Source organism: Streptomyces capitiformicae (assembly GCF_002214185.1).
GTDB lineage: Bacteria > Actinomycetota > Actinomycetes > Streptomycetales > Streptomycetaceae > Streptomyces > Streptomyces capitiformicae.
In genome coordinates this window covers 1577795-1602428 of sequence record NZ_CP022161.1, presented here as the reverse complement: position 1 = coordinate 1602428, position 24634 = coordinate 1577795, and the positions used below count along the sequence as shown (strand labels likewise).

Here is a 24634-nt window from a genome sequence, read left to right as displayed (position 1 = left end):
AACCAACTGCTTTACTGATCCCAGCAGTTGCATGGTTCCAGCCAGATGCCCCTACCCTGTTCCCGCACTACTGCGGGAAGCTCGGCGCCAGACTCAGCTCCGTCACGGTTCCGGTCGTGATCCCCGAAGCGCCCGCCCGGAAGTACAGGCTCATGCTGAAGTTCACGCTCGCGGCCAGGAGGTCCTTGTCACCATCGCCGTCGAGGTCGCGCAGGCGGACGGCGGACCCGAACATCTCGCCCTGCTTGGGGTCGCCCGGCACCCCTGCCGTCGCCCGGGTGAACCACTGGGAGCCGGTGCCGGTCAGGCCCTTCTTGCCGCCACGCAGGATGTGGACCCCGCCCGCGTCCGACGCTGAGCCGACCTTCTCCCCGCAGACGCCGACCGCGAGGTCCGGGTAGCTATCTCGGTTCGTGTCGCCTGCGGACAGGGCGTACCCGAAGCAGTCGCCCTTCGACGCCGCCGTCGCGATCCCCGAAGTGGCCTGCGTGAGACGGTACTTCGTGGTCGGTCCGGTCTTGCCGCCGCGTACGACGACCACCGAGCCCGCGCTCTTGTTGTACGGCACATCGCTGACGGCCAGTTCTCCGTAGCCGTCCTTGTCGAAGTCCGCTATGACACCCGTCGGGTCGTAGTCGGGCTCCGAGTTGTTGATGGCGACCACCTTGCTGCTCGGCTTGATCGTCTTGCCGCCGCGCAGGAACCAGGCGTACTGGATCATCTTGTCCTTGCGGTAGCCCTGGCCGAGGACGTACAGGTCGGTGGCCTTGTCCTTGGTGACGCGCCCGGCGACCAGCCCGGTGATTTCGAGGACATCGGTCATCGGGGTGGGACTGTGCTTGGTGACCTTGCCCGTCGTACCGGACTTGGCGAAGCCGCCCCGGTAGACGTAGACGGTGTCGCTGCCGTCGGCGACCGCCAGGTCCGCCTTGCCGTCGCCGTTGAAGTCGCCGGTCTCCAACTCATTGCCGAACGCGGGGTGGGACATGGCCTTGACGGGGAGCCGGGTGGCCTTGGTGCCGAGGCCGGACTTCGCGCCCCACATGATGGTGACGGCTCCCGCGCTGACCTTTCCGCCCACCTTCTCTGAGCGGTCGGCTACGGCGAGGTCCGCGTATCCGTCCCGGTTGAGGTCGGCGGCGGCCAGGTCCTCGCCGAAGCCGTCGACGTAACCACCCGCGTCACCGGAATTGCCCGGTACACCCGCGCTGTTCTGCGTGAACGTCTTGAACGTGGTGCCGGGACCGGTCGCCGTCCCGTACGTCACCGTGAACGAACCGTCGCCGGTGGTCGCGTAGTCCTGGTAACCATCGCCGTTGAAGTCATCGGCGTGCTTGGCGGCTGCCGCGTCCGCGTTCGTCACCGAAAGGGTGAGCAGTCCGCCGGTCAGCGACATGGCCGCGGCCGTCGCGAGAGCCAGGCGGAGATACCTGCGCGTGAACATGCGTCTCCTGAAGTGTGCGCGGGGCCGCTCTGCGCGACCCGCGCCGGTCTGGGGGTGCCTGTTGGAGTGGAGCGGAGTGGATGTGGATACGGACGGCGTGGGAGCAGCGCACCCACGCCGCCGTCGCGCTCCTCAGGGCTCCACCGGGAACAGACGTACAGGAGAGACCCACAGCGACACGTGAGGGTTGTACGGGACGCGAGGAATTCAGGGGCGCAAGGCGCTTGTGCTACGCCACGACCACTCGAGTCCCGTTGAAGTTCGCGACAACCTCCAACTCCCCGCCCAGCGCCTCGACATAGGCCGCCACCGTCCCCACCTCGGCGGACCCGGTCCTGCCGCGCTCGATGGCGGACACCCGCTCCTGCCTTACATGCATCCGGTCGGCCACTTCCCGTTGGGTGAGCCCGAGTTGTCTGCGCATCTCCGCGAGACGATGCGCACGTGCCTCGGCGACCATGCGCCGGGCACCTGCTGCGATCACGTCCAGGTCCTCGGTGTCGAAGACCTCTTCCTTCACCTCGTCCCATGAGTGAAAGCTGGTCATCGCCGTCCCTCCTTCTGTCGGCGCCGGGCCAGGTAGTCCAGCCACTCGGTATATCGTTTCTCGGCCAGAGGAATCGCCCGGCGGTACCACTCTGTCCATTGCCCCGCTTTGTCGCCTGCCACGAGCAGAACCGCGCTGCGCTCGGGGTCGAAGGCAAACAGGATCCTGATCTCCGTGCCTCCCGTCGAACCAGGTCGAAGTTCCTTGAGATGGTGCATTGCGGAACCTTTGATCCGGTCCACCAGTGGGCGTCCGAGATCCGGGCCTTCCTCCATCAGCGCCTGGATCGCCTGCCCCACGAGCCGTGCCGTAGCGCGGTCGTCCTTACGCAGTTCATGCAGCCAGTCGCGCACCTCTCCGGTCACTTCAAGATGCCAGATCATGATCATTCACTGTGTAGTATGTGTGCATACTAGTATGCTGGAGTACTGGCCGCCACTCGTGTCGAAGGATGGGTGCCGATCACTCGATGGAGTGGCCCTTGAGTCGGCCACCCCGCCCCGCTGTCAGTGGGTCCCCTGCTTTCCCCCATGACGACGGTGATGTTCGTCAACGGGACGACGCGTGGGATGCCGGCGAGAGTCGGGGGCTCGAACTCGCCGGGGAGCGGGTGGGGATGGGGGAGTTGATCCGGAGTCGGGTGCTTCAGGAAGGCCGTCAAGAGCGTGCCTGTGGCCGTGCGGAACGAGCACGCCGGCGAGCTCAAGGAGCTCAAGGCCGCCGTCAAGGACATCGACGAGATGCTCACCGCGCAGAGCGAGCGGCTGGACCGGCAGTTCCTCGCGCGGCGCACCTGGGCGTACCAGGCGTGGCGCGAGCGGTATCTCGACCATCCGCTCGTCGGGACGCTCGCCCGCCGGCTCCTCTGGGTCGTCGACGGTACGGCGGTCGGGTTCGCCGACGGTGGGCTGCGGGCGCTGAACGACCAGCCGGTGACCCAAGGGGAGAGAGTCGAGCTCTGGCATCCAGTCGGCCGGGAAGCCGCCGAGGTCGTCGCCTGGCGGGACTGGCTGGAGGGGCACGGGATCACCCAGCCCTTCAAGCAGGCCCACCGCGAGGTGTATCTGCTCACCGACGCCGAGCGCGCGACCGGCACCTACTCCAACCGGTTCGCGGCGCACGTCCTGCGCCAGCATCAGTTCAACTCCCTCGCCGCGCTCAGAGGCTGGCGCAACAGGCTCCGGCTGTGCGTGGACGAAGCGGCTCCGCCGGCGAGCCGCGAGCTGCCGCGGTGGGGGCTGCGCGCCGAGTACTGGAACGAGGGCGACGGCCACGAGCACGGGGTGGACACCACCGACCCCGGCGCCTATCTGCGGCTGCGGACCGACCAGGTGCGCTTCTATCCGATCGACGCTCCCGAGAACTTCGCGCCTGCTACGGCGGCGAGTACGCCATGTGGCCGCGTGACGGTCGGAATCCGGTCGGTCCCGTCCCGATCAATGAGATACCGCCACTCGTCCTCTCCGAAGTCCTGCGCGACGTCGACCTGTTCGTGGGGGTGGCAAGCGTCGGCAACGACCCGATGTGGCAGGACGGCGGGCCCGGCGGCCGGTTCCGCGAGTACTGGACGTCGTTGCTTCGGCGCGCTGAACCAGAGCGCCGAGACCCGTCGCGCGCTGCTGGAGCGGCTCGTGCCCCGGCTCGCGATCGCCGACCGGTGCACACTGGAAGGGCGGTTCCTGCACGTCAAGGGCGAGCGGCACACGTACCGGATCCATCTGGGGTCGGGCAACATCCTGATGTCACCGAACGACCGGTACCTGTGCATCGTGCCGAAGTCGGGCTCAGCGAGCGGGAACGGGAACCGAATGCCCGCGACGGGCTATCTCCCCTATGAGGGCGATCGCATGCTCGCGGTCATCCTCAGCAAGGCGATGCTGCTTGCCAAGGACACGGAGATCACGGACCCGACCATCCTCAGCCAACTGTGACGCCGAAGTAACAACTTCTCTACGGGGCCCCTTCTCCTGCAATATGACGGACAGCCCATATTCAGCCGCTCAAGCAATCAACGCGCAGGAGTCAGTACCGTGACCGAGCAGCCTCAGCAGCCCGCTCAGCCCCCGCAGCCGCCGCAGCCCGGATACGGGTACCCCGCCGCCCCCGGCCAGGCACCGGGCGCGAACCCCTACGGCGCTCCGCAGGGTGGATACCAGAAGCAGGACGCCGCGCCGGGCTACGGGTACCCGCAGCAGGGGGGCTACCCGCAGGGCGGCTACCCGCAGCAGGGCGGCTACCAGGCACCCCCGGGAGCCGGCGGCGCGTACACGGGCGACCCGAACGCCCCCTACGGCTACGACCCCTACGGCCGCCCGTACTCCGACAAGTCGAAGATCGTCGCCGGCATCCTCTCGCTCTTCCTGGGCTCCTTCGGCGTCGGCCGCTTCTACATCGGCCACGTGGGCCTCGGCCTCGGACAGCTCTTCACCTGCGGCGGCTTCGGCATCTGGGCGCTGGTCGACGGCATCATCCTGCTGACCAGCAGCAACACCACGGACTCCAACGGACGTGTCCTGCGTGGCTGAGCGCGGCCTCTCCGCCCTCCGGCACCCGGCGGCGGCCCCCCTCGCGGTGGCCGCCGCCGGCCTGGCGGGCGCCGCGTATCTGTACGGCACCAACCCGCACGAGCCCGGCCATCTGCTGCCCCAGTGTCCGTTCCGCTATGTCACGGGGCTGTTGTGCCCCGCCTGCGGCGGCACCCGCATGGTGTACGACCTGATGCACGGCCAGTTCAGCGCGGCCTGGCACGACAACCGGGTACTGCTGCTCGCCGCGCCCTTCGCCCTCGCGCTGTTGGGCCGCTGGTGCGTCGAGGGGCTGCGCGGCCGCCGCTGGCGCCCCGAACTCAAGCCCCGCACCCAGGCCTTGATCCTGGGCATCGCGGTGACATGGACCGTGGTCCGCAACCTCCGCTGAGTCCTGCTGAGTCCTGCTGAGTCCTGCTGAACCCTTCTGTCTTCCTTTCTTCCGTTCCCCTAAATCCCTTACGTGGTGTTTATGTCGCCTAGTTGTAGCAACTTGGCTGGAAACGGATCACGGAACAGGAACGATCGCTCGAATCCCCTCCCATAGACCCCACAACACTCCATACGCTGCAACGGCAACAGGGGGGATGACGGGGGACACGTCGTGCTCGAAGGTGCCGCTGTTCGCCATGCCTTCCCTCCTGGAATCTCCCCCCGGAGCAATCCGCTCCGGTTCTTTTCAGTCAGTACATCCAGGAGCAACTTCATGACCGTCCCCACCCCTGACGCCCCCTTCGGCTACGACCCGCAGGGCCGTCCGTACTCCGACAAGTCGAAGATCGTCGCCGGCGTTCTCCAGCTCTTCCTGGGCGGCCTGGGCATCGGTCGCTTCTACGTCGGTTCCGTCGGCGTGGGCGTCGCGCAGCTGCTCACCTGCGGCGGCTTCGGCATCTGGGCCCTGATCGACGGCATCATGTTCCTCACGAGCAACGACCGCACCGACTCGCAGGGTCGCGTCCTGCGCGGCTGAGGCCACAGGGCTCACAGAGCCCGACAGGGCTCGGTGGGGCAACACGCTGAGGGCCCCGCTCCTTTCCAGGAGCGGGGCCCTCAGCGTCGTACGGAACAGAAGATCAGAAGCGGCGCGTGATCAGCGCCCGCTTCACCTCCTGGATCGCCTTGGTGACCTCGATACCGCGCGGGCAGGCGTCCGTGCAGTTGAAGGTCGTGCGGCAACGCCACACGCCGTCCTTGTCGTTGAGGATCTCCAGGCGCTGCTCACCGGCCTCGTCACGCGAGTCGAAGATGAAGCGGTGGGCGTTCACGATCGCGGCCGGCCCGAAGTACTGGCCGTCGTTCCAGAACACCGGGCACGAGGACGTGCACGCCGCGCACAGGATGCACTTGGTCGTGTCGTCGAAGCGCTCGCGGTCCTCGGCGGTCTGGAAGCGCTCGCGCGTCGGCTCGTTGGTGTCCTTCGTGATCAGGAAGGGCATCACGTCCCGGTACGCCTGGAAGAACGGCTCCATGTCCACGACCAGGTCCTTGAGGACCGTGAGGCCCTTTATGGGCTCGATCGTGATCGGCTTCTCGGGGTTGATGTCCTTGATGAGGGTCTTGCAGGCAAGGCGGTTCTTGCCGTTGATCCTCATCGCGTCCGAGCCGCAGATGCCGTGGGCGCAGGAGCGGCGGAACGTCAGCGTGCCGTCGACGTCCCACTTGATCTTGTGCAGACCGTCGAGGACGCGCTCCTTGGGGTCGATCTCCAGCTGGAAGTCTTCCCAGGTCGCCTCGGCCGCGACCTCCGGGTTGAACCGGCGCACGCGGAACGTGACGGTGATGTACGGAGAGGCCGGAGACGACGCATCAGGGGTCTCGGCCTTGTCCAGAACAGGGGTAGCCATCAGTACTTACGCTCCATCGGCTGGTAGCGGGTCTGGACGACCGGCTTGTAGTCGAGGCGGACGGTCTCGGAGCCGTCGTCGCCGACCTCGCGGTACGCCATGGTGTGACGCATGAAGTTGACGTCGTCGCGGTTCGGGTAGTCCTCGCGGTAGTGACCGCCGCGGGACTCCTTGCGGGCCAGCGCGGAGACGGCCATGACCTCGGCCAGGTCGAGCAGGTTGCCCAGCTCGATGGCCTCGAGCAGGTCGGTGTTGAACCGCTTGCCCTTGTCCTGGATCGCCACGTTCTTGTAGCGCTCGCGCAGCTCGGTGATCTTCTCGACGGCCGTCTTGATCGTCTGCTCGGTGCGGAACACCATGACGTTGGCGTCCATGGTCTCCTGCAGCTCACGACGGAGGTCCGCCACGCGCTCGTTGCCCGTGGAGTTGCGCAGCCGCTCGATCTGCTCGACGACCAGGGACTCCGGGTTCTCCGGCAGCTCGACGAAGTCGGCCTTCTGGGAGTACTCGGCGGCGGCGATGCCGGCGCGGCGCCCGAACACGTTGATGTCCAGGAGCGAGTTCGTCCCCAGGCGGTTGGCGCCGTGCACGGAGACACAGGCGACCTCACCGGCGGCGTACAGACCCGGGACGACGGTGGTGTTGTCGGCCAGGACCTCACCCTCGACATTGGTCGGGATGCCACCCATGGCGTAGTGCGCGGTCGGCTGGATCGGGATCGGGTCCGTGTAGGGCTCGATGCCGAGGTACGTCCGCGCGAACTCGGTGATGTCCGGGAGCTTGGCGTCCAGCTGCTCCGGCGGGAGGTGCGTCAGGTCCAGGTAGACGTGGTCGCCCTCGGGACCGCAGCCGCGGCCCTCGCGGATCTCCGTGTAGATGGAGCGGGACACGACGTCTCGCGACGCCAGGTCCTTCATGACCGGCGCGTACTTCTCCATGAAGCGCTCGCCGTCCTTGTTGCGGAGGATGCCGCCCTCACCACGGGCGCCCTCCGTCAGCAGGATGCCCATGCGCCAGATGCCGGTCGGGTGGAACTGGAAGAACTCCATGTCCTCCAGCGGCAGCCCGCGACGGTAGACGGCGGCCTGGCCGTCACCGGTCAGCGTGTGCGCGTTCGACGTCACCTTGAAGAACTTGCCGCAGCCGCCGGACGCGTAGATCACGGCCTTCGCCTGGAAGACGTGGATCTCACCGGTGGCGAGTTCGTACGCGACGACGCCCGCCGACTTCTTGATGCCGTCGACCTCGGTGATCAGCTGGTCCAGGACGTAGAACTCGTTGAAGAACTCCACGCCGTGCTTGACGCAGTTCTGGTACAGCGTCTGGAGGATCATGTGGCCGGTGCGGTCGGCCGCGTAGCAGGACCGGCGGACCGGGGCCTCACCGTGGTTACGGGAGTGACCGCCGAAGCGGCGCTGGTCGATCGTGCCGTTCGGCGTGCGGTTGAACGGCAGGCCCATCTTCTCCAGGTCGAGGACGGAGTCGATGGCCTCCTTCGCCAGGATCTCGGCGGCGTCCTGGTCGACCAGGTAGTCACCGCCCTTGACCGTGTCGAAGGTGTGCCACTCCCAGTTGTCCTCCTCCACGTTGGCCAGCGCGGCGGCCATGCCGCCCTGCGCGGCGCCCGTGTGGGAGCGGGTGGGGTACAGCTTGGTCAGCACGGCGGTACGGCTGCGCTTCGTGGACTCGATGGCCGCGCGCATACCGGCGCCACCGGCGCCGACGATGACGGTGTCGTACTTGTGGATCTTCATGATTCTCGCAACCCCGTGCCTAGCGGATGTTCGGGTCGAAGGTGAAGATCACCAGCGTGCCCAGCAGGATGGTGAACACCGTGGCGGTGTAGAGCAGGCCCTTGAGCCACAGCCGGGTGCTCGCGCGCTCCGCGTAGTCGTTGATGACCGTGCGCAGGCCGTTGGCGCCGTGCAGCATCGCGAGCCACAGCATCAGCAGGTCCCAGACCTGCCAGAACGGGGACGCCCAGCGGCCCGCGACGAACGCGAAGCCGATCTTGGAGACGCCGCCGTCGAGGACGAGCTGGATGAGCAGGTGGCCGATGACCAGGACGACCAGGACGATGCCGGACAGTCGCATGAACAGCCACGCGACCATCTCGAAGTTGCCGCGGGTCGCCTTCGGGGTCTTCTTCGTCCGCTTGCGCGGCGGCTCGATGAGCGGAGCCGGGTTCTCGGGGCTGTAGCCCGACAGCTCGCCGGCGCCCTCCACGGGGCCGATGCCGGATGCGGTGGTTTCAGTGGTGGACATCTGCATCATCCCCCGAAGACTTCACGAGCGGCGTGGCCGAGGACGGGGTACAGAGCCCCGGCCATCAGCACGACCCAGACGCCGACGACGGCCCAGAGCATCGTCTTCTGGTGGCGCGGGCCGTTCGACCAGAAGTCGACGGCGATGACCCGAAGGCCGTTCAGCGCATGGAAGAGGATGGCGGCCACGAGGCCGTACTCCAGCAGAGCGACGATCGGCGTCTTGTACGTGGCCACGACGTTGTCGTAGGCCTCGGGGGAGACACGGACGAGAGCGGTGTCCAGCACGTGTACGAACAGGAAGAAGAAGATGAGGACGCCGGTGACTCGGTGAGCCACCCAGGACCACATTCCTTCCCGGCCGCGGTACAGCGTTCCAGCCGGCACGGAAGAACCCTCCGGGAGCGGGGATTGGGGCCGGCCGGCTTTCTGTGTCGGTCTGACCCGGCCGGGTACGGTCCACCGGCCCCGGCCATGGTAGCCACGTCGCTGCGCTTGGCTTAAGCCGGGTATGGGGGTGTGATCAAACTGGCATGCAAAGGTGCGCGTAAGGGCTAGTGCGGGGCGGCTACTGGGGTGGGGGTGCCTGGTTCGTTGCCGGGTGCGGGTTCGTTGTGGCTGGTCGCTCCCCCAGTCTCGGCTTCGCTCGACCGGGGGGACCCCCATCGCGGCGGAGCCGCAGATGTCACAGCCCCGCGCCCCTTCAGTGGTGTTGATCCGCGGCTGAAAAGGTACCCAGCAGGCTGGTCAGACGTTCTCTGGCCAGGCGGCGTAGTTGCTCCGCCGCCACTGTTCGCTCCTCCTCGGGGTCGTTCGCCAATCGTGACCTGATGCCCTCCAGGGCCCGGTCGAGGAGTTCGGACGGAGGGACGTCGTCCACGGCGATCACGAATACGTGGCCGAAGCGGGCCTCGTAGGCGGCGTGGGCGGCGTTCAGGGCTGTGTGGGCCACTTCGTAGGTGTCCGCCGGGAGGGCCGGGAGGGATTCGCCGGCGAGGGCCTCGGCCAGGTCGGCGGGCGTCAGGTCGTACGCGGCCTCGTCGGAGGCGGCGAGTAGGGCGTCGAGGTCGGGGTAGGGGCGGTGGGCCGTGAGGCGGTGGGACCAGCGGAGGCTGCGGAGGCAGGTGAGGAGGGTCTGTTCGACGGCCTCGGCGGGGGCGTGGTTGAAGTGCTCCAGGGCCGTGGCGTTCGGGGTGCGGACCTGCTCCGGTATGGCGACCTGGCCGGGGAGGTGCGGGAGACGGTGCGGAGGCAGCGTGGGTCCTCGGCGGTGCGTAGGGGTAGGCAAGGCGGGTGGTGCGAGAGGGGTTACCACGTTATCGAGGCGGGTCATGTGCTGTCTGTTCGATGCCCGAAATTCACCCGAACGGGAGAGTTTCGGCACCTGTGGTGGACGGGGCGGGCGGTGGGACGTCGTAAGTTCGAAGAGGGGGGTGCGGGAGAGCAGGGGACGCGAGGAAGGGTGCTTGAGATGTGGCGGATGCTGACCGGGGCCGGGAGCGCCTCGTGAACCGTGGGCGGCGCCGGGCGCCCCGTGGGAAGACGGCGATCACCTCGAAGGGGTTGCTTCTCGGCACGGGTGTCGCCCTCGCGGGTGGGGCGGTCGCCGTGGCCGTGACCGTCTGGCCGGGCGGTGACACCCGGGCGCCGAGCGGGTCGCAGCCGTCGGAGTCGCGGTCCTACGTGAGGGACTCCGCAGGTTCCCCCTCCCCGTCTCCGTCGCCCTCGCGCACGTACCCGCTGTCGCGGAAGCCGCAGACCATTCCGGCCGTACGGCAGCACGAGGCCGCCCGGGGCCCCGGCTGGAAGCCCTCCGACGGGGCCAGGGTCGTCGTCGGGAACAAGGCGCTGGCCGACGAGGGACGGCTGACCGCTGAGGAGCTGGGCCTGGCGTACGCCGGCGAGGTGGCGCCCCGGGACGGGGACGTCGAGCTGGCGCTCACCGGGTCGGGGCGGTCCGGGTCGGAGGCGTACACGCTGACGGTGAAGGACGGCCGGGTGCGGATAGCCGCGCCCACCGAGGCGGGCGTCTTCTACGGGACCCGCACCCTGAAGCAGGAGGTGCGCGGCGGCGGTACGGCGCCGGAGGGTGTCGTACGGGACGAGCCGGCCAAGCCGCAGCGCGGGTTCATGCTCGACATCGCCCGCAAGCACTTCACGGCGGGCTGGATCGAGGACCGCATACGCGAGCTGGGCGACCTGAAGTACAACCAGCTCGGCCTGCACTTCTCCGACGACCAGGGCTTCCGCATCGAGTCCACGAGCCACCCCGAGGTGGTGTCGCAGCAGCATCTGACCAAGGCCCAGGTGAAGGACATCCTGGCCCTCGCGGAGAGCCGGCACATCGAGGTCGTACCCGAGATCGACTCGCCCGGACATCTGGGGGCGGTGATCGCCGGCAACCCGGGGTTGCAGCTGGTGAACGCGCAGGGCGTGGCCGCGCGCGGGGCCGTCGACATCTCCAAGCCGCAGGCCGCCGAGGTCGTCGACGACCTGCTGAACGAGTACGCCGAGCTGTTCGACGGCCGCTACTGGCACCTCGGCGCCGACGAGTACCGGGCGCTGATGGTGTCGAACCCCGAGGCGTCGTATCCGCAGCTGGCCGCCGCCGCGCGGCAGAAGTACGGCGCCGGCGCGACCGTCGAGGACCTGGCGACCGGCTGGCTGAACGACCGGGCCGCGGTGATGCGGGGCCACGACCGGACCGTGCGGGCCTGGAACGACGGGTTCTTCCGGGGCGGGTCGGTCCAGGCGGACAAGGCGATCCAGGTCGCGTACTGGACCGGTAAGGAGATCGGGGCCCGGCCGCCGGTCGAGTATCTGAGCGCCGGGCGGCAGGTCGTCAACTACAACGACGAGTTCCTGTACTACGTCCTCGGCGAGCCGAACCAGTTCTTCTACCCGACCGGGCAGCGCATCTACGAGTCGTGGACCCCACGGGTGCTGCGCGGCACGACCGCGGTCTCCGCGAGTTACGACGACCAGATCCTCGGCGGCGTCTTCGCCGTCTGGTGCGACCTCGCCGACCGACAGACCGAGGCGCAGGTGGCCGCCGGTGTGCGCATGCCGCTGCGGGCGCTGTCGCAGAAGCTGTGGGATCCGGCGAAGCCGGGGATGTCCTGGGCGGAGTTCCGGGAGCTGGCGGGGCGGGTGAGCTGAGCTTCCCGGGTGGGGAATCGGGTGGACGCGCGGGGCGGGTGCACCGTATGTTCCGCCTGATTCCGCTTGCCGAGCGTGAGGTTCTGGGGAGAGTCGGGCTCGGATTCGACCACACGGGGGGACCTTCATGACCTGCACGCGGTGCCGGCAGTTCGAGTCGGCGCCCGGAGGAGCACTGTGCCGGGCCTGCGAGGCCGAGGATCTGCATCCGGACGTGGGCCGGGCCCTGCCGCAGGCCCCGCCCTTGGCCGCGGGCATGCCCATGGTTCCCCCGGCCTGGCTGCGGTCACCGGTGGGGCTCGGGCGGGCGGTGGCGATCCTGCTCGGGGCGGTCGCCGTCGCCGACCTGGTCTCGGTGTGGGCGGACCTCGCGCTCCTCGATGTGATGGGCCGCGTGGCGGACGACGGCTGGAGCGCGGCCCTCGCGGACGACTCCGACCGCGCCGACGGGCTCGTCGTCCTGGCCGGTCTCCTCCAGACGGTCACCTACATCGCCACGATCGTCGTCTTCCTGATCTGGTTCCACCGGGTGCGGGTCAACGCCGAGGTGTTCCAGCCGTTCGGGCACCGGAAGAAGCGGGGCTGGGCGATCGGGGGCTGGTTCGTGCCGGTCGTGAGCCTGTGGTTCCCACGCCGGATCGCGATCGACTGCTGGGACGCGAGCAGCCCTTGGGACAAGCCCAGGTCGCACGCCCTCGTCAACATCTGGTGGACGCTGTGGCTGCTCAGCTTGGTCGCGGGGGAGTTCGGGGACCGGACGTACATCTTGGCGGAGACAGTCGAGGAGTACCGGTCGGCCGCCGAGCGCATGCTGTTCGCGGACACGCTGGAGATCGTGGCCGCCGTCTTCGCGGCCCTCTTCGTGCTGGCCCTCACCCGCATGCAGGACGACAAGGCCAGGAGTGGGCCGCGTGCGCCGGAGCCCGTTTCGGTGTGAGTCCGTCTCCGCACGACCGGGCGGACTGCGCGATTCCGGGGGCGGACTGCCGTGCGGGTGTGGTGTATTCCCGGCATGGGGTACTGGGGGTACTACGTCGTGGGCAGAAGTGAGCGGCCGCTCGCGGAACTGGACGCGTTGGCCGGGGCGGCCGGAGGCATGCGGTTGCGTACGTCGGCGGCGGGCGGGTGGCAGGTGTGGGAGTACCCGAGCGGCGACGAGGACGCCCGGGGCGTCGGGAACATGAACACCCTTGCCCTGGAGACCGGGGCGCCCGCGTTGTTCGGATACGTCATGGGCAGCGACTGTGTGGTCGTCGAGGCCGCCGGGCCCGAGAGCGGGGCGTGGACCACCTGTCTCGCGCGGGGAGCCATGGCCGAGTACCTCGGGGGCGACGTCGAGGACTACTTCCTCGAACCCCGTGACGCCGCCGAGCGGGCCGTCTCCTGGGCGGCGGAGGCGGGGCGGGTCGTCGCCGAGCAGCCGTTGGTGGACGTACTGACCTCGGACCCTGGACCGGCGGACCCCTTGGCTGAAAACATCCTCTTCCGGTTGCTCGACCGGCTCGGGGTCGTGCCTCTGTGACACGGCCGGGCCGTCGCACGCAGTAACGTTCGAGCGAGATCGAGGGAGGCGTGATGAGCCTGGTGGAGCTGATCGCCCAGGCCGACGAACGCGGTCTGACGGCAAGCGGGTTGGCTTGTTTGGACCGTTGCGTGCCGCTTCTCGGGGGCGACGACGAGGTTCTGCGGCCGCTGTGGGCCGGTCTGGTGGACGACGGGGTGGACTGGGGGGAGCGGGTGGTGAAGGTGCGGGGTGAGCTGGAGGCCGCCGCTCCGCCTTCCGGTTCCGCTGAGTCTTCTGCTGAGTCTTCCGGCGAGGACGGGGAAGTCGTCGTGCTCGCCCGGCGGATGCTCGATGCCGTTCCCGATGAGCGGTCCGTCGACGGGTTGCGGGAGTGGGCGGAGGTGTGTTCCGTCGCCGCGCTGCGGATTCATCAGCTGCTCGATCCGTTGGACAAGGGGGGCGCCGAGACCGTGGGGGCCTGTCGGGAGGGCCGCACCGAGGGGGTGGGCCACCTCGTCTCTGCCGAACTTCGGCGTCAGGTCGTGGTGTTGGAGCTGCTCGCGGAGCATGGCGCGGTGGGTGTCCGGCAGGCGCTCAGTGTGTCGACGGAGGGACGGCGGGTGCTGCGGGCGGTTGTGTCGCGGCGGGCTCGGCGGGGTTAGCGGGGCTGCGGCGTAAACCTCGTTTCCTGAGCGGGTCCTGTGGGTGTCCTGGGGGCGGGTGTGGTGGTCCTGCACCGGTGTCGGGGACGCGGCGGAATCGTGTGACATCCCTTGAGCGGCGGGCGCTCTTCCGAGTGTGAGCGCACAACAGACATTCAGTTCCGTCAGTTCCGTCAGTTCTCAGCGCGGCTTCGGGAATCGGTCCGGGCACGTGGCCAAGCCCGTGCGGTGGGCCGCGGATGCCGTGGCGATGATGCGGGAGGGGGCGCGGGTGCGCCTCGACTACTCGGCGGAGAGTCTGTGGCGGGTGGATCGGATGATCGAGGAGATACGGCAGGAAGGGACGCCGTACGCCGCCGTGGAGACGGTGTTGCGGGGGTTCGGCGCGTACGGGGGTGAAGTGGTGGTGCGGTGGGCCGGGGGCGAGTGGGTCGAGGCGCAGGGGGCGCACTGGGTGCGGACCTGGGACGGGCGGCTGTGGGATCCCTTCGAGGAGGCGCGGCGTTGCTTCGCCGGTGACGGGTCCCTGCGGTTGCTGTGCCGCGATGCGATGGCCTCCGGCTGACCTCGGATTTTTCTCGCCCCCGCCGCCCCTACCCTTCCCCACTCTCGGCTTCGCTCGAGCGGGGGGACCCCATCATCCCCAGGGGCTGCGCCCCTTCGACCCCCCTTCGCCTGAGAGCTCGGTCCGGTCGGTGCTTGTGGCGAAAACCCGGGGGGCTACGGGGTCACGAGTTGGCCAAGGCGGGCGCCCGTCGACGTGGCCAGTTGCGTGAGGCCGCACGAGGAGGTTGTGGCCGAGGTCGCCGAGCCCGGCCGTCTCGATGTCGTACGCCATGAGCGCGCGGATCAGGGCCGGGGACTCGGCACAGCTGACGATCGGAGGGCGGGTGACGGTGGAGGGGAGAGGGCTGGGGGCACGGCCACCGGGCTGGCCACCGGGCTGGTCAATGGGCTGGTCAATGGGTCTGCCGCGTAGGCCGCGTTGCTCATGCGCGTGGCGCCGGGACCACCGTTGCTCGTGCCCCCGCTGTCGAGCCCTCGGTACCGCGCCTCTGCCGCCGTCACCCCGGGGTCGACCAGATGGACCTCAAGTCCCTTCGGCACCCCGGCGGTCGACGACCCCGTCGGCGGCGATCAGCCGCGCCTCGGCGCCGTCGCCGAGGCCGACCCAGAGCGGCTCCGACGACTCCCGCGTGCCCTCGGTTTCCAGAGTCCGCCAGCCGCTCCACTCGCCGGTCGCGGCGCTGCGGGTCCGCACCTGCGCCGTCCCGTCGAGTTCGGTGGTGGCGCCGGTCCAGGAGACGTCGACGAGGGAGAAGGGCTCGGTGCCGGTGCGCGCCAGGGTTCGTCCGCCGTCGCCTGTCATCGCCAGGTCGTGCACCTCCACCGGCCGCTGGGTCCGGCTGTGGAACGTGCCCGTCCCGTCCTGGGGCCCGGCCGCGGCGTACGACACGACGCCCGCGCTGCCCGCCACGACGGCACCCGGCGTCAGCCACGCCCTCCGCTTCACACTCAGCGTGTTGTACGCATGGCCCCCGTGTGGCTCATGTCACGGAAGGGGCAAGGATCCCCCTTCCGGGTGATCTTCGGTGTTGATCGCTCGACGCTCTGTGACACTTCCGCGAGGCGCGACGCAGATGACCGTGGGGGCCTGGCGACGGTCGGGGCGGGTCCCGGCAACGCGATCTCGGTACGGACTAGGACAGCTCTTGGGCCAGGCAGGGGAACCTCGCCGCGTGCAGGCGTACGACGGGGAACTGGGCGTGGCCGTCGCGCGGGCCCAGGACGGGGACGAGGCCGCGTTCGCGGTGGCGTACCGGCTCGTGCAGCCCGGGCTGCTGGGGTATCTGCGCGGCATCGTCGGGGACGACGCGGAGGACGTCGCCTCGGACGCCTGGCTGGAGATAGCGCGGGACCTCGGGCGGTTCAAGGGCGACGGGGCCGGCTTCCGGGGCTGGACCGCGACGATCGCCCGGCACCGGGCCCTGGACCATCTGCGGCGCCAGAAGGTCAGGCCCCGGGCGACCGCCCTGGAGAACGACCTGCTGGAACTGCCCGGCACCCACAGCACCCACGACCAGGCCCTGGAGACCCTCTCCACGGAGCGGGCCCTCGGCCTGATCGCGAGGCTGCCCCGTGAACAGGCCGAGGCCGTCCTGCTGCGTGTCGTCGTGGGCCTGGACGGCCCTGCCGCCGCCCGAGTCCTCGCCAAACGCCCGGGCGCGGTCCGTACCGCCACCCACCGGGGACTGAAAAGACTGGCCCAGCTGCTCCGTACCGAGGGTGTGACGGATGACGACCCCCAGACGCTGGGGGAGTCGGGATGAACGGCAGCGGCGGCGGCCGTCGCTGCTGCAACAGCCACGCGAAGCACGGCGACAGCGAAGGGCGCGAGATGCCGTCGGGCAGGGCGGAGACGGACATGGGCGAACGACAGGACGGCCACGGCCGGGGCAGGGACGGCCACCGGGCCACGAGCGACGCCCTCTCCGCCCACGTTCCCTCCATCGACGCTCTCCTCGCCGCCGCCGTACGCGGCCGTCCCGAGGCCCACAGTGAGGGCGAGGCCCGTGCCGTCGCCGCCTTCCGCGAGGCCCGGGCACAGGGCAAGCGCACCGCGCGCACTCGGCGCCGCGACGACTGGCGCCCCAACGCGCGGCGCCGCGTCCTGCTCTCGATGCGCACCACCCTGGCCGTCCTGCTGGCCAGCCTGACCCTCGGCGGAGTCGCCTTCGCGGCGATCGGCTCGGCCGCACGCGACGACAACGGCAGCGGCGACGGGGACGGACACGGCGAGCGGGACCGGCGCACCGGGACGTCGTACGAGGTCCCCGTCCCGCCCGGCGACACGGACCACCTGGGCACGGACCGGCCCGCGGATGAGCGTCCCCCGAAGGCCGGGGACAGCGACGGGAAGACCGACGGGAAGACCGACGGGAAGACTGACGCGAAGACCGACGCGAAGACCGACCCGGACACCGGGAAGAAGCACGAGAACCCGGCCGAGGACAGAGGCAAGGCCGAGCGCCGGGCGCGAAGTGCGGAAGGCAGGGAAGGCGCGGAGCAGAAGCCGGACAAGGCTGGACGTCCGGGCAACCCCCCGCACACGCCACACACGGAAGCCGAGCAAACCAAGGCCGCCAAGGACGCCGAGGCAACGCGGCCGGAGAAGAAGTAAGGCCGGCGTGCTCGCAAGACCCCCGTACTCGCAAGACACCCGGCCGACTCCGCCGATGGCAACGGTCGGGGCCGCCACCCCCCACAGGAGAGGCCCCGACCGTCGCGCGGCACGGGCCGCGCGGCGACCCGTACTACCTACAGCGCCGCGCCTGCGTTTTCTGTCACACCCCTCCGCATCACGGGTTAGTTGCATGTTCTACGGACGTGGACGAGCAGAGGTTTCAGGCCGTAACGTGCCATTCGCGCCGGATCGCGGACGACGTCCACTGCTTGACTACCGGTGAGGGTTGAGACCGCAACCATTGATTGAGGAACCACGACGGCGAGAACCCGGTCCGCGAAAGCGGCGCCGGTTCAGGCGCAAAGAAGGGCGCGCGGGTGCTGGGGGACGACGCGGAGCTGACCGCCGCGGTGCTTGCGGCACAGGACGGGAACGAGACCGCCTTCCGGACTGTGTACCGCGCCGTGCACCCGCGGCTGCTCGGATACGTACGGACGCTGGTCGGCGATCCGGACGCGGAGGACGTCACCTCCGAGGCCTGGCTGCAGATAGCCCGTGACCTGGAGCGGTTCAGCGGTGACGCCGACCGGTTCCGGGGCTGGGCGGCCCGGATCGCCCGCAACCGTGCTCTCGATCACATACGCATGCGCGGCCGCCGCCCCGCGATAGGCGGCGACGAGACCGAGCTCACCGGCAAGCCTGCCGAGTCCGACACGGCGGGCGAGGCGATGGAGGCCCTTGCCACCGACCGCACGCTGTCGCTCATAGCCCAGCTGCCGCAGGACCAGGCGGAGGCCGTGGTCCTGCGGGTCGTGGTCGGCCTCGACGCCAAGACCGCCGCGGAGACGCTGGGCAAGCGCGCGGGCGCCGTACGGACCGCCGCGCACCGGGGCCTGAAGCGGCTCGCGGAGCTGATCGGGGAGAATCCGGAGGTGGCCTCGGAGGCCGATCCGGAATCCGGCGAGACGCTGGACGCCGTACCCCCACCGAGAGAACCGCGTACACGCGCGGCTACGTCCGCGGGTGTGACGCATATGCGTCCGCGGACGCAGAAGGACATGTGATGGCCGACGAGCAGTACAGGTGGCTGAACCGCGATGCCGCGGAGCGGCTGCTGGGTGGTGAGCCGCTCGAAGCCGTCGACGCCGACACCCGTGCCCAGGCCGACCGGCTTGCCGGGGTGCTCGGCGCACTGGCCGCCGAGGCGTCACCGGCGTCCTCACCGAGTGCCGAACTCCCGGGCGAGGAAGCCGCGTTGGCCGCCTTCCGCTCGGCGCGTACGGCTCGCGCGGCCCGCTCGGGCCAGGAGGGCGTGGCCGACGCGCTCGATCGCGGCAGTCGTACGCACGCCTCGGCGGCTGTCGCCGACGCCGGACTCGTACGCCTCGGTCGGACCGAGGCCGAGGGCGGCAGGGCCCGTTGGGGCCGACCGGTGCGGTACGGGCTGGCCGCGGCGCTGGCGGCCGGGATGCTCGGCGGGGTCCCCGTGGCCTTCGGCACGGGCGCACTGCCGAGTCCGTTCCCCGACGACGAACCGGAACCCTCCGTCTCCATCTCCGCCGCCGAGCCCGACCGGCCGTTCCTGTCGCCCTCACCGAGTGACCCGCAGGCGGAGGGCGACGGCAACGACGAGGCGCGGGGCGAGCCGACGCCCCAGGACACCCTGGGCGGTTCGGCACAGGACGGCGAGGGCGACTCGGGTGGCGACGACGGCACCGACGAGGACGGCGAGCCCGACGCCTCGGGGCAGAACCGGGGCTTCTCCCGGGAGTGGTGGAACGGCGTGGTCTCCGCATGCCGCGACGTACGCGACGGCAAGGGCCTGGACACCGACCGTCGGCGCGGCCTGGAGGACGCGGCGGGCGGCAAGGGCACCGAGCACCTGAAGAGGTACTGCGACGGACTCCTCGCCGGCCGCGAGAACCCCGGCACGCGGTACCCGCCGGGCACGGGCACGGGCGGGGATTCCGGTACGTCCGACTCCGCCGGTTCCTCGGGCGGCGGCGAGAAGGACACGCGGTCCGGGCTCGACCCCGATGACGACGACGAGGGCGACTCGGACGACGGCAACGGCAACGGCAACGGCAAGGGCAAGGGCGACGGCAAGGGCAAAGGGAAGGGCAGCGGCGGCAGCGGTGGCAACGACCACCGTGGCCAGGGTGGCGTCCTGACCGAGGTCACCGGCACAGATCGGCTCTGACCTGCGCTTTCGTATCCGTTTCGGATCCGTCCAGATTTTTTTGCCGCAGCGGGTAACACTTTCGGCCCTCATAGCGCAGTAATGAGTGAGCCGACTGGTCATCGGCCGTCGCACTGAGCCGGGGTTCCCCCCGTACCTACGGCTCGTGCACCTTGGCGCGGGCGGGACACGTTCCCCCGGTCCCGCCCGCGCCCCGTATCCCCCGTGATTCCCCCGTGGTCCCCCGTGACCTCGCACCTCCTATGACGCGTCCGGCGCCCGCCATCTATGCGCCGTGTGACGCACGTCACCCTCCCTCGCCCCCTGGGTGTGCGTCACCAAGAGACGACGACCTTGTCCCCGTTCCTGACCTGCGCGAACAGATTCGCGATCGCCGCCTCGTCGCGGACGTTGACGCAGCCGTGCGAGGCCCCGTAGTAGCCGCGGGCCGCGAAGTCGGAGGAGTAGTGGACGGCTTGGCCGCCGCTGAAGAACATCGCGTACGGCATGGCGGTGTCGTACAGGGTCGACCAGTGGTCGCGGGACTTGAAGTAGACGTGGAAGACGCCCTCGCGGGTGGGCGTGTACTGCGAGCCGAAGCGCACCTCGACCGTCGTCAGCGTTCTGCCGTCCACCATCCAGCGCAGGGTGCGGCTCGTCTTGCTGATGCACAGCACCCGGCCCGTCATACAGCGCGGGTCCGGTGCCGCGGCCGGCTGGCCGCCGTACGCGTACAGGTCCCACTTGCCCGGCTCCCGCGTCATGTTCAGCAGCCGCGCCCAGGTGACGCTGTCCGTCTGCCCGGTCCTCGGCAGCCCTCGCTTGCCCTGGAACCCCTTGACCGCCTGGACGGTCAGATCGTCGTACGTGCCTGTGGGGCCCACGTAGAGCCAGGCGACCTGCCGGAGCCGGGCCTGGAGTTCGCGTACGTCGAGCCCCTCGTCGCCGCGGGACCAGAGGACCTTGGGCGGTGTCGGGGAGGGGGAGGCGCTGGGCGGCGCCGTTCTCGTGGGCGCCTGCTCGCCGCCGCCCTCGTCACCGGCGGCCTTGTCGCCGTCGTCCTGCCTCGGGTCGCTGTCGCCGGGCGGGGCCGCCGTCTCGATGCGCACCGGCTGCCGCTGGCCGCTCTTCACGTCCATCACCTGGGCCGTGCAGCCGCCGGCCACGACGAGTGCCGCGAGTGCGGCCACCGATCTCCGCATGTCCTTGGTACGCATCGGTTCCCCCGTCGTCTCAGTCGTCCTCCTCCAGGTTTCCCGGGAGTGACCCGTCGCGAACAAAGGGGCATCGTTGTGAGCAAGGTCCCAGCGTGGGGCTCTCCATCCGGCGTACGGCCGCCGCTACAGTCCGTCGCGAGGGTCGTCTACCGGTGAGTAACAACGAGTCGTCGAGCAACGCGGAGGCACACACCATGGCGCGCGAGTCGGAGTCCGGACTGCCCATCGAGCCGGTGTACGGGCCGGACGCACTGGAGGGCTGGAATCCGGCGGACAAGCTGGGTGAGCCGGGCGCGTACCCCTTCACCCGTGGTGTCTACCCGTCGATGTACACCGGCCGCCCCTGGACCATGCGCCAGTACGCCGGTTTCGGTACGGCCGTGGAGTCCAACGCGCGCTACAAGCAGCTCATCGCCAACGGCACGATGGGTCTGTCGGTCGCCTTCGACCTGCCGACCCAGATGGGGCACGACTCGGACGCGCCCATCGCGCACGGCGAGGTCGGCAAGGTGGGCGTGGCGATCGACTCGGTCGACGACATGCGGGTGCTGTTCGACGGCATCCCGCTGGACAAGGTGTCGACGTCGATGACGATCAACGCCCCGGCGGCTCTGCTGCTCCTGCTGTACCAACTGGTCGCCGAGGAACAGGGCGTCGGCGCGGACAGGCTGACGGGCACGATCCAGAACGACGTGTTGAAGGAGTACATCGCGCGCGGCACGTACATCTTCCCGCCGAAGCCCTCCCTGAGGCTGATCGCGGACATCTTCAAGTACTGCAAGGCCGAGATCCCCAAGTGGAACACGATCTCGATCTCCGGCTACCACATGGCCGAGGCGGGTGCCTCGCCCGCGCAGGAGATCGCCTTCACCCTCGCGGACGGCATCGAGTACGTCCGTACGGCGGTCGCGGCGGGCATGGACGTGGACGACTTCGCGCCCCGCCTCTCCTTCTTCTTCGTGGCCCGTACGACGATTCTCGAAGAGGTCGCCAAGTTCCGCGCGGCGCGGCGTATCTGGGCCCGGGTGATGAGGGACGAGTTCGGCGCGAAGAACCCGAAATCCCTGATGCTGCGCTTCCACACCCAGACGGCGGGCGTCCAGCTGACAGCCCAGCAGCCCGAGGTGAACCTGGTCCGGGTCGCCGTCCAGGGCCTGGCGGCGGTGCTGGGCGGCACCCAGTCCCTGCACACCAACTCCTTCGACGAGGCGATCGCGCTCCCGACGGACAAGAGCGCGCGGCTCGCCCTGCGGACGCAGCAGGTCCTCGCCTACGAGACGGACGTGACCGCGACGGTCGACCCCTTCGCCGGCTCCTACGCCATCGAGCGGATGACGGACGAGGTGGAGACGGCCGCGCTGGAGCTCATGCGGAAGGTCGAGGACCTCGGGGGCGCGGTGTCCGCCATCGAGCACGGCTTCCAGAAGAGCGAGATCGAGCACAGCGCGTACCGGATCGCCCAGGAGACCGACTCCGGCGAGCGCGTGGTCGTCGGCGTCAACCGCTTCCAACTCGACGAGGAGGACCCGTACGAGCCGCTGCGGGTGGCCCCCGCCATCGAGGCCCAGCAGGCGGAGCGGCTCGCGAAGCTGCGGGCGGAGCGGGACCAGGCGGCGGTGGACTCCGCCCTGGACGCGCTGAGGAAGGCGGCGGAGGGGGAGGACAACGTGCTGTATCCGATGAAGGATGCGTTGCGGGCCAGGGCGACTGTGGGTGAGGTGTGCAATGCGTTGCGGGAGGTCTGGGGGGCGTACGTTCCCTCGGATACCTTCTGAGCTGGGTGATTCCCTCGAATGGGTGATCGAGGGCGGAAAGGGTACGTCCCCGGCTACGCTCGTGGAGAGTGTTCCCGAAAGGAGGGTGCTGCGGCTGTGATGCTGCACGAGTCGTCGCTTGCCGACGCTGCCGACCTGGCTCTGGGAGGAGCTGCCTGGGCACCGGGTGGAAATCCTCACGGGAGCATTTGATCAAGGCCAGGAAGGCTGGGCTCAAGTACGTGACGGGCATCGGCCTGTGGCTCCCTACTGGGCCGGATGACTACGCCGTGCCGGACTTCTCGCTTGTCGACGCGGACTACAGGGACGCGTTGGTCGAGAAGAACTGCTACGCGCCGCATGTCTTCCACCTCGTGTTGGAGGTGACATCCTCCAACTGGACGAACGACACGGCCACCAAGGTCGATATCTACGCCCGGGCCAACATCCCCGCCTACCTCATCGCCGACCGCAAACATGACGAGGTCCTCCTCTATCAGAACGCGGTCGACGGCAAGTACCCCGACCCAGTCCGCTACAAGCGAGGCGAAACCGTCCCGGTCCCGGAGTCCGTCGGTATCACCCTCGACCTCTCCGTGGACACCCTCCTCGACGGCGACGACTGACCGTCCGAAATCGGAATGTCGTACCTCCGTGCGACACTCCCTTCCATGCTCGGTGTCGTCGATCTCCCGACCTATCTCGTGGGCCTCGTCCTGATCGTTCTCCTGCCCGGCCCCAACTCGCTGTACGTCCTCTCCGTCGCCGCCCGGCGCGGGATACGGGCCGGGTACCGGGGCGCGGCGGGTGTCTGGTGCGGGGACACCGTCCTGATGACGCTCTCCGCCGCCGGGGTCGCCTCGCTGCTCCAAGCGAACGCCGTGTTGTTCGGGATCGTGAAGTATGCCGGTGCCGGATATCTGTCGTGGCTGGCGGTGGGGATGCTGCGGGCCGCCTGGGGAATGTGGCGGAACCGGCATGAGCGGACGGCCGAGGACGGGGCCGGTGACGGGGCCGACCAGGAGGAGCGGCCGTTCCGGCGGGCGTTCGTCATCAGCCTGCTGAACCCGAAGGCGATCCTGTTCTTCGTCGCCTTCTTCGTGCAGTTCGTCGACCCGGGGTACGCCTACCCGGCCCTTTCCTTCGTCGTCCTCGGCGCCTTCGCGCAGCTCGCGAGTTTCCTGTACCTGAGCGCGCTGATATTCGGCGGCACCAAGCTGGCCGCCGCCTTCCGCCGCCGGAAGCGGCTCTCGGCGGGAGCCACCTCGGCGGCGGGGGCGCTGTTCCTGGGCTTCGCGGTGAAGTTGTCCCTGGCGAGTGCCTAGGGGCATCGGCCTTACTTGTTGGCGGCCGCCCGCTTGTTCGCCTTCGCTCGTACGATCGCCCGGGTCACCACCGGCGGGAGCAGGTCCACCGCGAGGCGGCGGGCCGCGCTCCTCGGGGGCTTGGCCGGACGGGGCTGGGGCTTCGGGGCCGCGGCAGCCGGGGTCGGCTTCGGTTGAGGGGCCGGCTTGGGCTCCGGTGCCGTCCAGTGGCGGGAGTTCGGGAAGGCCGGAGCCTTCATGCCCTTGGACTTGAGGCGGATGATGCGGTGCCCGGCGGCCTGCTGGTTGCTGAGGTGGCAGTCGTCACGCTGCCCGATCATCTCCAGGAGGGCGTCCTGGATGGGCTCGGCGTCGCCCCAGGTGCCGTAGAGCTTCTGGGTGCTGATGCAGATGGGGTTGAGGCCCCGGTTGAGCACGGCCTCCCAGGCGGCGATGGAGACGCCGGGGGTGTGCTCCGAGCGGAAGTCGTCGAGGACGACGATGCCGCCCGGGAGCAGGATGTCCTGGGCGGCGGTGATGTCTCCGTAGACGTGCTCGTAGAGGTGCGAGGCGTCGATGTGCACGAAGCGGCAGGAGCGCGGCTTGACCTCGCCGGGGACGATCGAGCTGGGCCCCTGCAGTACGCGGGGCAGCTCGTCGTGGAAGGAGAGGTAGTTCGCCTCGAACGCCCGCCGGGTCAGCGTGCTGCGGTACGACTTGTTCGCCTCCGCCGCGTTGGCGTCGTCCGGCGCGTCGCTCTCGAAGAGGTCGCACACGGTGTAGGCCTCGCCCTCCTGGAGATGGTTCCCCAGGAAGATCGCGCTCTTGCCCATGTAGACGCCGACTTCGAGGAGATCGCCTCTGTCGCCCGCGTCCTCCTGCCGGGTCAGGACCCAGTCGAAGAGCAACTGGTCGAGAACGGGGAACCACCCTGGTACGTCGTCGAGTACCTGGGGCAGCTTGGTCGTGCCGTGCGCAGTGGTCTCAGTGCTCATGAGAAAAAGAGGGCTCTCTGGCGTGGGCGAGGCGAACAGACGAACGGGGCTC

At 69.4% G+C, this 24634-nt stretch carries 26 protein-coding genes and 1 pseudogene; 16 read left to right on the top strand and 11 right to left on the bottom strand.

What is annotated here, in order from left to right; genetic code table 11:
- Nucleotides 1-67: 67 nt before the first annotated feature.
- The 3 genes from CES90_RS07185 to CES90_RS07175 form a co-directional block, all read right to left on the bottom strand.
- Nucleotides 68-1444 (bottom strand): FG-GAP and VCBS repeat-containing protein, encoded by a 1377-nt coding sequence (locus tag CES90_RS07185; RefSeq protein WP_189782327.1) that lies wholly within the window; start codon nucleotides 1442-1444, stop codon nucleotides 68-70.
- A 229-nt stretch (nucleotides 1445-1673) separates the two neighbouring features.
- The gene (locus CES90_RS07180; RefSeq protein WP_189782328.1) at nucleotides 1674-1991 is read right to left on the bottom strand and encodes a helix-turn-helix domain-containing protein; all 318 of its coding nucleotides are present in this window, start codon (nucleotides 1989-1991) and stop codon (nucleotides 1674-1676) included.
- Entirely contained in the window at nucleotides 1988-2374 is a 387-nt protein-coding gene (locus CES90_RS07175; RefSeq protein WP_189782433.1) for a type II toxin-antitoxin system RelE/ParE family toxin, read from the bottom strand. Before CES90_RS07175 ends, CES90_RS07180 begins: the two co-directional genes overlap by 4 nt.
- A 267-nt stretch (nucleotides 2375-2641) precedes the next feature.
- Here CES90_RS07175 and CES90_RS07170 point away from each other — a divergent pair.
- From CES90_RS07170 to CES90_RS07155, 4 genes and pseudogenes are all read left to right on the top strand, one after another.
- Nucleotides 2642-3922, top strand: a pseudogene (locus tag CES90_RS07170) (DUF4132 domain-containing protein); the annotation flags it as partial.
- Between the two features lie 99 nt (nucleotides 3923-4021).
- Entirely contained in the window at nucleotides 4022-4516 is a 495-nt protein-coding gene (locus tag CES90_RS07165) for a TM2 domain-containing protein (RefSeq protein WP_189782329.1), read from the top strand.
- Nucleotides 4509-4907: a DUF2752 domain-containing protein gene (locus CES90_RS07160; RefSeq protein ID WP_189782330.1), complete on the top strand. Its 399-nt coding sequence runs from the start codon at nucleotides 4509-4511 to the stop codon at nucleotides 4905-4907. Before CES90_RS07165 ends, CES90_RS07160 begins: the two co-directional genes overlap by 8 nt.
- 315 nt (nucleotides 4908-5222) lie before the next feature.
- On the top strand, nucleotides 5223-5486 hold the full coding sequence (locus tag CES90_RS07155) for a TM2 domain-containing protein (RefSeq protein WP_189782331.1): 264 nt from the start codon (nucleotides 5223-5225) through the stop codon (nucleotides 5484-5486).
- Between the two features lie 103 nt (nucleotides 5487-5589).
- On the opposite strand, the gene CES90_RS07150 is transcribed toward CES90_RS07155, so the two are convergent.
- The 5 genes from CES90_RS07150 to CES90_RS07130 all read right to left on the bottom strand — a co-directional run bounded on the left by CES90_RS07150 (nucleotide 5590) and on the right by CES90_RS07130 (nucleotide 9957).
- Complete coding sequence (locus tag CES90_RS07150; RefSeq protein WP_189782332.1) at nucleotides 5590-6360, bottom strand: succinate dehydrogenase iron-sulfur subunit; 771 nt, start codon at nucleotides 6358-6360, stop codon at nucleotides 5590-5592.
- Nucleotides 6360-8114, bottom strand: coding sequence for a succinate dehydrogenase flavoprotein subunit (sdhA, locus tag CES90_RS07145; RefSeq protein ID WP_189782333.1), 1755 nt, complete (start codon nucleotides 8112-8114; stop codon nucleotides 6360-6362). The genes CES90_RS07150 and sdhA overlap by 1 nt, the downstream gene beginning before the upstream one ends.
- A 19-nt stretch (nucleotides 8115-8133) precedes the next feature.
- Complete coding sequence (locus CES90_RS07140) at nucleotides 8134-8625, bottom strand: succinate dehydrogenase hydrophobic membrane anchor subunit (protein ID WP_208921408.1); 492 nt, start codon at nucleotides 8623-8625, stop codon at nucleotides 8134-8136.
- 5 nt (nucleotides 8626-8630) lie between these two features.
- Nucleotides 8631-9011, bottom strand: a complete 381-nt coding sequence (gene sdhC / locus CES90_RS07135) for a succinate dehydrogenase, cytochrome b556 subunit (RefSeq protein WP_189782335.1) — start codon at nucleotides 9009-9011, stop codon at nucleotides 8631-8633.
- 316 nt (nucleotides 9012-9327) lie between these two features.
- Nucleotides 9328-9957, bottom strand: coding sequence for a 2-oxo-4-hydroxy-4-carboxy-5-ureidoimidazoline decarboxylase (locus CES90_RS07130; protein ID WP_189782336.1), 630 nt, complete (start codon nucleotides 9955-9957; stop codon nucleotides 9328-9330).
- Between the two features lie 173 nt (nucleotides 9958-10130).
- On the opposite strand from CES90_RS07130, the gene CES90_RS07125 reads away from it, so the two are divergent.
- From CES90_RS07125 to CES90_RS07105, 5 genes are all read left to right on the top strand, one after another.
- Nucleotides 10131-11783, top strand: coding sequence for a beta-N-acetylhexosaminidase (locus tag CES90_RS07125; protein WP_373313309.1), 1653 nt, complete (start codon nucleotides 10131-10133; stop codon nucleotides 11781-11783).
- A gap of 127 nt (nucleotides 11784-11910) precedes the next feature.
- Nucleotides 11911-12720, top strand: coding sequence for a DUF4328 domain-containing protein (locus tag CES90_RS07120; RefSeq protein WP_189782337.1), 810 nt, complete (start codon nucleotides 11911-11913; stop codon nucleotides 12718-12720).
- A gap of 75 nt (nucleotides 12721-12795) precedes the next feature.
- Entirely contained in the window at nucleotides 12796-13305 is a 510-nt protein-coding gene (locus CES90_RS07115; protein WP_189782338.1) for a hypothetical protein, read from the top strand.
- A 53-nt stretch (nucleotides 13306-13358) separates the two neighbouring features.
- A complete protein-coding gene (locus CES90_RS07110) occupies nucleotides 13359-13949 on the top strand; it encodes a hypothetical protein (protein WP_189782339.1) in 591 nt (196 codons plus the stop codon).
- Between the two features lie 211 nt (nucleotides 13950-14160).
- The gene (locus CES90_RS07105; RefSeq protein ID WP_229913742.1) at nucleotides 14161-14514 is read left to right on the top strand and encodes a hypothetical protein; all 354 of its coding nucleotides are present in this window, start codon (nucleotides 14161-14163) and stop codon (nucleotides 14512-14514) included.
- A gap of 525 nt (nucleotides 14515-15039) precedes the next feature.
- On the opposite strand, the gene CES90_RS07100 is transcribed toward CES90_RS07105, so the two are convergent.
- On the bottom strand, nucleotides 15040-15462 hold the full coding sequence (locus tag CES90_RS07100) for a hypothetical protein (RefSeq protein WP_189782340.1): 423 nt from the start codon (nucleotides 15460-15462) through the stop codon (nucleotides 15040-15042).
- Nucleotides 15463-15661: 199 nt separating this feature from the next.
- Here CES90_RS07100 and CES90_RS07095 point away from each other — a divergent pair, with 199 nt between their 5' ends.
- From CES90_RS07095 to CES90_RS07080, 4 genes are all read left to right on the top strand, one after another.
- Entirely contained in the window at nucleotides 15662-16279 is a 618-nt protein-coding gene (locus CES90_RS07095) for an RNA polymerase sigma factor (RefSeq protein WP_189782341.1), read from the top strand.
- A complete protein-coding gene (locus tag CES90_RS07090) occupies nucleotides 16276-17130 on the top strand; it encodes a hypothetical protein (RefSeq protein ID WP_189782342.1) in 855 nt (284 codons plus the stop codon). Before CES90_RS07095 ends, CES90_RS07090 begins: the two co-directional genes overlap by 4 nt.
- Before the next feature lie 380 nt (nucleotides 17131-17510).
- Nucleotides 17511-18197, top strand: coding sequence for an RNA polymerase sigma factor (locus CES90_RS07085; RefSeq protein WP_189782343.1), 687 nt, complete (start codon nucleotides 17511-17513; stop codon nucleotides 18195-18197).
- Nucleotides 18197-19333: a hypothetical protein gene (locus tag CES90_RS07080; RefSeq protein ID WP_189782344.1), complete on the top strand. Its 1137-nt coding sequence runs from the start codon at nucleotides 18197-18199 to the stop codon at nucleotides 19331-19333. The genes CES90_RS07085 and CES90_RS07080 overlap by 1 nt, the downstream gene beginning before the upstream one ends.
- Nucleotides 19334-19647: 314 nt before the next feature.
- Here CES90_RS07080 and CES90_RS07075 read toward each other — a convergent pair whose 3' ends face one another.
- Nucleotides 19648-20529 (bottom strand): L,D-transpeptidase family protein, encoded by an 882-nt coding sequence (locus CES90_RS07075; protein WP_189782345.1) that lies wholly within the window; start codon nucleotides 20527-20529, stop codon nucleotides 19648-19650.
- A gap of 194 nt (nucleotides 20530-20723) precedes the next feature.
- Here CES90_RS07075 and CES90_RS07070 point away from each other — a divergent pair, with 194 nt between their 5' ends.
- The 3 genes from CES90_RS07070 to leuE all read left to right on the top strand — a co-directional run bounded on the left by CES90_RS07070 (nucleotide 20724) and on the right by leuE (nucleotide 23608).
- Nucleotides 20724-22304 (top strand): acyl-CoA mutase large subunit family protein, encoded by a 1581-nt coding sequence (locus CES90_RS07070; RefSeq protein ID WP_189782436.1) that lies wholly within the window; start codon nucleotides 20724-20726, stop codon nucleotides 22302-22304.
- 221 nt (nucleotides 22305-22525) lie between these two features.
- On the top strand, nucleotides 22526-22909 hold the full coding sequence (locus tag CES90_RS07065; RefSeq protein ID WP_308437849.1) for a Uma2 family endonuclease: 384 nt from the start codon (nucleotides 22526-22528) through the stop codon (nucleotides 22907-22909).
- Between the two features lie 45 nt (nucleotides 22910-22954).
- A complete protein-coding gene (leuE, locus tag CES90_RS07060; RefSeq protein WP_189782346.1) occupies nucleotides 22955-23608 on the top strand; it encodes a leucine efflux protein LeuE in 654 nt (217 codons plus the stop codon).
- A gap of 11 nt (nucleotides 23609-23619) precedes the next feature.
- On the opposite strand, the gene CES90_RS07055 is transcribed toward leuE, so the two are convergent.
- A complete protein-coding gene (locus CES90_RS07055) occupies nucleotides 23620-24582 on the bottom strand; it encodes a class I SAM-dependent methyltransferase (RefSeq protein ID WP_189782347.1) in 963 nt (320 codons plus the stop codon).
- Nucleotides 24583-24634: the final 52 nt, after the last annotated feature.

What these genes read in the sequence shown, in the direction of transcription:
- CES90_RS07110 (WP_189782339.1), top strand. Translation starts at nt 13,359, where the DNA reads ATGAGCCTGGTGGAGCTGATCGCCCAGGCCGACGAACGCGGTCTGACG.
- CES90_RS07090 (WP_189782342.1), top strand. Translation starts at nt 16,276, where the DNA reads ATGAACGGCAGCGGCGGCGGCCGTCGCTGCTGCAACAGCCACGCGAAG.
- CES90_RS07115 (WP_189782338.1), top strand. Translation starts at nt 12,796, where the DNA reads ATGGGGTACTGGGGGTACTACGTCGTGGGCAGAAGTGAGCGGCCGCTC.
- CES90_RS07175 (WP_189782433.1), bottom strand. Translation starts at nt 2,374, where the DNA reads ATGATCTGGCATCTTGAAGTGACCGGAGAGGTGCGCGACTGGCTGCAT.
- CES90_RS07070 (WP_189782436.1), top strand. Translation starts at nt 20,724, where the DNA reads ATGGCGCGCGAGTCGGAGTCCGGACTGCCCATCGAGCCGGTGTACGGG.
- CES90_RS07140 (WP_208921408.1), bottom strand. Translation starts at nt 8,625, where the DNA reads ATGTCCACCACTGAAACCACCGCATCCGGCATCGGCCCCGTGGAGGGC.
- CES90_RS07075 (WP_189782345.1), bottom strand. Translation starts at nt 20,529, where the DNA reads ATGCGTACCAAGGACATGCGGAGATCGGTGGCCGCACTCGCGGCACTC.
- sdhA (WP_189782333.1), bottom strand. Translation starts at nt 8,114, where the DNA reads ATGAAGATCCACAAGTACGACACCGTCATCGTCGGCGCCGGTGGCGCC.
- CES90_RS07080 (WP_189782344.1), top strand. Translation starts at nt 18,197, where the DNA reads ATGGCCGACGAGCAGTACAGGTGGCTGAACCGCGATGCCGCGGAGCGG.
- CES90_RS07180 (WP_189782328.1), bottom strand. Translation starts at nt 1,991, where the DNA reads ATGACCAGCTTTCACTCATGGGACGAGGTGAAGGAAGAGGTCTTCGAC.
- CES90_RS07155 (WP_189782331.1), top strand. Translation starts at nt 5,223, where the DNA reads ATGACCGTCCCCACCCCTGACGCCCCCTTCGGCTACGACCCGCAGGGC.
- CES90_RS07185 (WP_189782327.1), bottom strand. Translation starts at nt 1,444, where the DNA reads ATGTTCACGCGCAGGTATCTCCGCCTGGCTCTCGCGACGGCCGCGGCC.
- leuE (WP_189782346.1), top strand. Translation starts at nt 22,955, where the DNA reads ATGCTCGGTGTCGTCGATCTCCCGACCTATCTCGTGGGCCTCGTCCTG.
- CES90_RS07055 (WP_189782347.1), bottom strand. Translation starts at nt 24,582, where the DNA reads ATGAGCACTGAGACCACTGCGCACGGCACGACCAAGCTGCCCCAGGTA.
- CES90_RS07130 (WP_189782336.1), bottom strand. Translation starts at nt 9,957, where the DNA reads ATGACCCGCCTCGATAACGTGGTAACCCCTCTCGCACCACCCGCCTTG.
- CES90_RS07120 (WP_189782337.1), top strand. Translation starts at nt 11,911, where the DNA reads ATGACCTGCACGCGGTGCCGGCAGTTCGAGTCGGCGCCCGGAGGAGCA.
- CES90_RS07150 (WP_189782332.1), bottom strand. Translation starts at nt 6,360, where the DNA reads ATGGCTACCCCTGTTCTGGACAAGGCCGAGACCCCTGATGCGTCGTCT.